5 protein-coding genes are annotated in these 5,867 nt (G+C 35.3%); 3 read left to right on the forward strand and 2 right to left on the reverse strand.

All coding sequences use genetic code 11. From position 1 onward, the window contains the following. Positions 1–319 precede the first annotated feature (319 nt). Positions 320–895 (forward strand): isoprenylcysteine carboxylmethyltransferase family protein, encoded by a 576-nt coding sequence (locus AB1422_15525; GenBank protein MEW6620719.1) that lies wholly within the window; start codon positions 320–322, stop codon positions 893–895. A 170-nt stretch (positions 896–1,065) separates the two neighbouring features. Then, positions 1,066–2,610: an HD domain-containing phosphohydrolase gene (locus AB1422_15530; GenBank protein ID MEW6620720.1), complete on the forward strand. Its 1,545-nt coding sequence runs from the start codon at positions 1,066–1,068 to the stop codon at positions 2,608–2,610. A 650-nt stretch (positions 2,611–3,260) separates the two neighbouring features. Here AB1422_15530 and AB1422_15535 read toward each other — a convergent pair. Continuing rightward, positions 3,261–4,550 carry a T9SS type A sorting domain-containing protein gene (locus AB1422_15535; GenBank protein MEW6620721.1) on the reverse strand — a complete coding sequence of 430 codons (1,290 nt, stop codon included), beginning with the start codon at positions 4,548–4,550 and terminating at the stop codon, positions 3,261–3,263. Next, positions 4,471–5,451, reverse strand: a complete 981-nt coding sequence (locus AB1422_15540) for a cohesin domain-containing protein (protein ID MEW6620722.1) — start codon at positions 5,449–5,451, stop codon at positions 4,471–4,473. Before AB1422_15540 ends, AB1422_15535 begins: the two co-directional genes overlap by 80 nt. Positions 5,452–5,615: 164 nt before the next feature. Between AB1422_15540 and AB1422_15545 the strand changes: the two genes are divergently transcribed. Beyond that, positions 5,616–5,828, forward strand: a complete 213-nt coding sequence (locus tag AB1422_15545; GenBank protein ID MEW6620723.1) for a DUF559 domain-containing protein — start codon at positions 5,616–5,618, stop codon at positions 5,826–5,828. The last annotated feature ends 39 nt before the right edge of the window (positions 5,829–5,867 follow it).

The raw sequence follows: 5,867 nt of genomic DNA on the forward strand, positions 1-5,867 counted from the left end.
ACTATTTTTGTGCCTTTTTAGGGATATAAGTCAAGAAAAATATTTTTAAAAAAACTTAATTTTTTACTTGACATTTCACCATAAGACTTTGTGAGTCGCAGACTCATGAGCGTTTCTCCTGAAAATAGCGAATTAGTGAATTAGAGATTAGCGAATTAGTATAGTATCCACAGACTCGTATCCTCTGGTGTAGAACAGATATTCCCCCTTAATAAAGGGGGTTAGGGGGTTGTTCTTCCATTATTTTCATCCCCCTTTGTGAATCGCAGACTCATGAGCGTTTCTCCTCACAAACTTAGTATAAGAGGTATTATCAAAAATGTCAATACAATTTTATAAAATGGAATTTACAATATTTTATCTTTTATTTATTACCTGTGCTTTTATTTATGAATTTCTTGCTGAAGCCTCTATTAAAAAGAAACAAAGAGCACCAGGCAGAATAATGGCTAAATGGTCGTATAGCCTGATGGCAGGTTCTTATATCCTGATTCTTTTTGGTGCTCCAATTGAGTATTTTATGGTAAAAAAGAATCCTAACCTTATAATTACAGCGATTGGATTAATTATGTATATCTCAGGGCTTTTACTTAGACGGTTGGCTGTCAAGACCCTGAATAAATTCTGGAGTTTGCATATCGAAATAAAACAAAACCATAAATTGATTAAAGATGGACCGTATAAATATGTTCGACATCCAAATTATTTAGCTAGTCTTTTTAAAGGGTTTGGATTTGCACTTATTCCTAACTCATATTATATGGTGGGCTATATCATAGCTGTTTTTGTCCCCATACGATTAATTCGAATATGGATTGAAGAAAAAGAATTGATTAAAGAGTTTGGACAGGAATATCTTGATTATAAAAAAGAAGTCCCCCTATTTATTCCGTAGGTGAACAAGGCAATATTTATGTCGCAGATAGAAATATTGCCCCACAATATAAAAAAATTTGACAAAGTGGGTAGTTTTATGGTATAATATAAAAAACAGGTTGAATAAACTAATATGTATTGCCTGTGACAATAAGGGCAATATCTATGTAGAATAAAAAGGGGCAAGAAATGGAAAATGAATTTGTAAAGTGTATGAAGCAATTGTCTGTTTTGGCTAATCAAATTGAAAATGGTAATGCGGAAAATTTATATAGATACGAAGATATACGAGATATAGCGAAAAAAATAGCCCAGATGGTAGATGCCAGAGATGCGTATAATCAAGGGCATTCTGAGAGAAAAGCATACTATGCCGCCTCAATTGCTCAAGAACTGGGATTTAAAAATATAGAAATCGAAATCATAAAAATATCTACTTTACTCCATGATATTGGAAAAATTGCTATTGGTGAAAAGGTATTGCAAAAACCAGGCAAGTTAGATAATATAGAATTTAACAACATTAAAAAACACCCGCTTATTAGCGAACGAATTCTCACGCCAGTAGGACTTCCAGGACAACTCCTATCAGCCATTCGCTATCATCATGAATCACCTAATGGAAAAGGATATCCAGATGGTCTTTGTCAGGATGAGATTCCGATGGAGGCAAGTATTATTAAGGTTGTAGATGCTTTTAGCGCTATGATTTCAAATAGACCTTATAGACAGGCATTATCTTTTCAAGAGGCGATAAATCAATTGAAACAATCTGCGGGCGCAGAATTTGATGCTAATATAGTCGAGGTGTTTCAACAAATCATAGAATTAGAAGAAACAAGAAGAAATAAAACAAAAACTCCAGATAAAAAAATATTAATAGGAGATGGAGAACCGTTAAATGCCAATTTGCTTGTCTATGGTTTAGAAAAAGATGGATTTGAGACAATTTGTGCCCATAGCGGAGAGGATGTTCTGGAAAAAGTATATCATACTTATCCAAACCTTATACTTTTAAATGCCTGTTTACCAGATATATTAATTATTATCCGAAGGCTTAAAAATGACCCACGCTCTGGACACATCCCCATCATTACCTTTGGGGCAAAAACGACAGAGCAAGAAATTAAGATTTTAGAAAGTGGAGCAAATGGACATATAACTGATATATTTGAGTCTAAAAAAGTATCTTCACAACTCAATGCCTACCTGCGAAGGACAGACTATGAAAAATCACTTGACCCATTAACCGGCCTGCCTGGCAATTTCTTTATTAAAGAAGAGATTAAGGAAAGAATAAATCAACCTGAAAAATTTGCTATATTATATCTTGATATAGATAATTTAAAGGCAGTTAATAAAACCTATGGTTTTTTTCAAGGAGATGAGGTAATTAAATTAACGGCTAAAATCATCACTGAAACTATTAAAAATATTGGTAATCCAACTGATTTTATTGGACATTGTAGCGGAGACGAATTTACCGTTATTACCTCTGTATCTAACTGGGAGAAAATCGCTCATCAGATAATTTCTACCTTTGATGATGAAATTAAATCTGCATATCCACCTGAATCTTTTTCCACCCATCCTATCCTGACTATCTCTATTGGAATAGTTACCAATGAGAAGATAGAGATAAATAATTATTTTCAAGCCCACGCCTTAGCCTTAAAGGCAATAGAAGAGGCTAAATCCTTACCGGGCAGTTCCTACTATTTTGTCAAATCGTAACTATTTACTCAAGTAAAGTGTAACAAAGGAAAAAGGGGAAATGAAGAAAAATAGGAAAGGAAGGAGTATTTGGGTTATGGTTAGGAAATCAGTAGGGAAGTTGGGTTAAGAAGTTAGTGAAGGAAAAGACTAATTTCCTAATCCCTACGACCAAACAAGCATTTTAACCATCATCTATTTCTTTTCCCTTTTTCCCAGTTTTTCCATTTTTCCTTATGGACACCTTCAGATGGTTAAAGTGTTAAACTATTCGGAACGGTTCATTTTATCGTTTTCCCTATGATTTTTGTTGGAAATTAGAAATTAGAAATTGGGCTTTTGTCTCTCTCCCTAATTTCCAAATTCCAATTTCTAATTTCAATCCGCAAGATTTCAAACAAAAGTGAACCGTCCCTATATGTCAATATTTGAGCTTCATGAATTCGATAATTCATCGAATTTCACTTCGTGCTCTCCGTGCCCTTCGTGGTGAATAGTTACGGTCTTAATAGGTATTGCAATAGCTATCTGTACCTATTTAATTGCTATTTATCTGGAAAAGGAGACCTAAAATGTACGCTGTACTTATTGGAGGAATAGCGATAATTATTTTTGGGCTGATCTTTCTTTATATTGATTATAAAGCAAGACATCCTAAACTACATTGTTAATTACCTGATCACCACCACTCTCCCCGTCACCTTCTCATTTCTATCATTGGTGATAAGATAGATATATACCCCACTGGCACATGAATTACCGGCTTGATTAGTTCCATCCCAGTGAGCTTCATTAGTATCACCCGTTTTCTCATCTACCAATTCACCAGCTAAATTAAATATCTTCAACTTCCAGTAAGAAGTAAGATTTTTAAAGGTAATATATTTACCTGAATGAACAGTAGTTGGTTTAAATGGATTTGGATATACCTGGACATTGGATAAATTGGGTGCGACCAGACTACCAATAGCATAAATAGAAAAATGAGTGATATAAGCGGTTATACGATTATTGAAGGTATCTACTTCCTGATTAGAAGAGGCTAATTCCCAACCAGAACCTGTATAGTAAAATATCCGTAACCGACTTTCATCTAATCCTTTTACTTGCTCATCTGTGTAGCTTAAGGTAATACTTCCTTTTATCTCTAATTTAGTCGCTGGATTTGTTACCACATTAATTTCAATAACTACTGGATTTACATCTTGTGGTATATTAGGTGGCACAGATGGAGGAATAGTAACTTTTGTTATTTCTACATACGCATCCTGGTTAGGTGAATCTTTTTCAATTACTACTACTGTTTTTTCATCCTCTGATTTAATCACAATATCTTCATCAGAATCCTTTGGGATATTGGGTGTTTTTACCTCAAACAAATTACTTGTTCCTACCTTACCAGAACTCATCACCGTAATAAATACATTTGTCCCCGTGCCATTAATCGTTACTGTCCCTTGCCATGTGCCGCTACCAAAGACAATTACTTTTGGAGTAATCGTTCCTGATATATTATGTAGAGTTAAAGTACCTGGATCATTATAATCAAATAAATTATTTCCTACATCTAATGCCTTTACTTTAACATTAAATGGTATACTTTCTGCTTTGGGTGAGGTAATATTATCAAATTCAAAATGGTCTAAAGTAGATATAGGTTTAGCATTTACTTTAACTTCATTGACATCAAAGAGGATAGCCTGGCTATTTATATCTATCATCTTCGTCATTCGATATTTAGCCGGGTTAAAATCAAACTTAATGTCCGTTATTCCTGAATCCTTTACTTTAAATTCAATCTCAGCTAATATACAACTCTCAGATACCTTTCCTTCTAATAATCCACCGGCATAATCTACCGTGTCAACTCCAAATTGAGACTTAATCACCGGAAGATGGTGGGTCAATGATGACATATCCTTCCATACTGCCATATTCGAAGATAGTGACAGTTCCTCCATAAGTAGTAATTGGAATAGGTTGATTATCGCTATCTTTAAGCACCGTCCAACGATTATCAGGTTTATCAAAGACAAAGGAGATAGTAGCGGTGCCTGGTGCTTTAGCCTTAAATCTAACCCTGGCTAATATCCCTGAGCCATCTGCGGTATTAGTGGCAGGAACTAAAATTACACTATAGGCAATCTGTCCGCTATTATTAGTAGCACCGGCATAAAGTAATGATGCCTCTGGAGGAAAAGGTCCTTGAGTAATTTGTATGCCCTCTTCTACAGGATTATCACCTAATACCTCTAAACGATTATGGTCAAAGTCAAGGAAGACATCCAGTCCTGCCAAATTCACCACATCCTTTAACCAGATATCTAAACCAAATTCATCCCCCTTAGTCACGATTTTACTCTCCGGCTTAATCTCTAAGCGAGTACTGCCTAATACATTAAAGAGGGCTTCCTCTTCTACCTGTGTCTTCATTCCCTTTGCAGTAACAGTCTTAGTCCCTCGTACCATTAAAGGAAAAGTAAAGGTAGTAGAAAAAGTCCCCGCATCACTAGCAATAGAAGTAGCAATAGATCGAATAGTACCAAAATGTATGACTATATCCTCATTTATACCATAACCATTACCAGATAAAGTGATGATAGTGCCTACGGTCCCAGAGATTGGAGTAAGGATATAGATTCTTCCTCCTGTGATAAAGAACGAAATTGTAGATTTCCTACTACTGGTTAATCCCCAAGCTGTAATTGAAAGAGTGCCATAAGGTTGGGTGTCTATAGTAAATATGATATTAAATATACCTAATCCGTTCGTAGTAGCCGTGGCAATAGTAAAAGTTGTACCAAAGTCAATATGGATAGGTTCTATTGAATAAAAGTATTCTCCTTTTATTGTAATTACCATCCCTATAATTCCAATAGGGCTTCACGAAATTCCCTCACCCAAATATATAGAAAAAATTAGAGGTGGAGGACAGATATTCCCCCTTAATAAAGGGGGTTAGGGGGTTGTAAGTATATAAAGGGGGTTAGGGGGTTGTAAGTAAGAAGATTCATTACAATCCGAAATTGAAAACTTACGCCAGAGAACTTAGAAAGCAAGGGGTTTTATCAGAAGTATTGCTTTGGAAGTATTTGAGAAGCAGAAAGATGAATGGCTATCAGTTTATTGTAATTACCATCCCTATAATTCCAATAGGGCTTCACGAAATTCCCTCACCCAAATATATAGAAAAGATTAGAGGTGGAGGACAGATATTCCCCCTTAATAAAGGGGGTTAGGGGGTTGTAAGTATATAAAGGGGGTTAGGGGGTTGTAAG

It is taken from the genome of bacterium, from assembly GCA_040757115.1.
In the GTDB taxonomy this organism is placed as follows: Bacteria; UBA9089; CG2-30-40-21; order CG2-30-40-21; family SBAY01; genus JBFLXS01.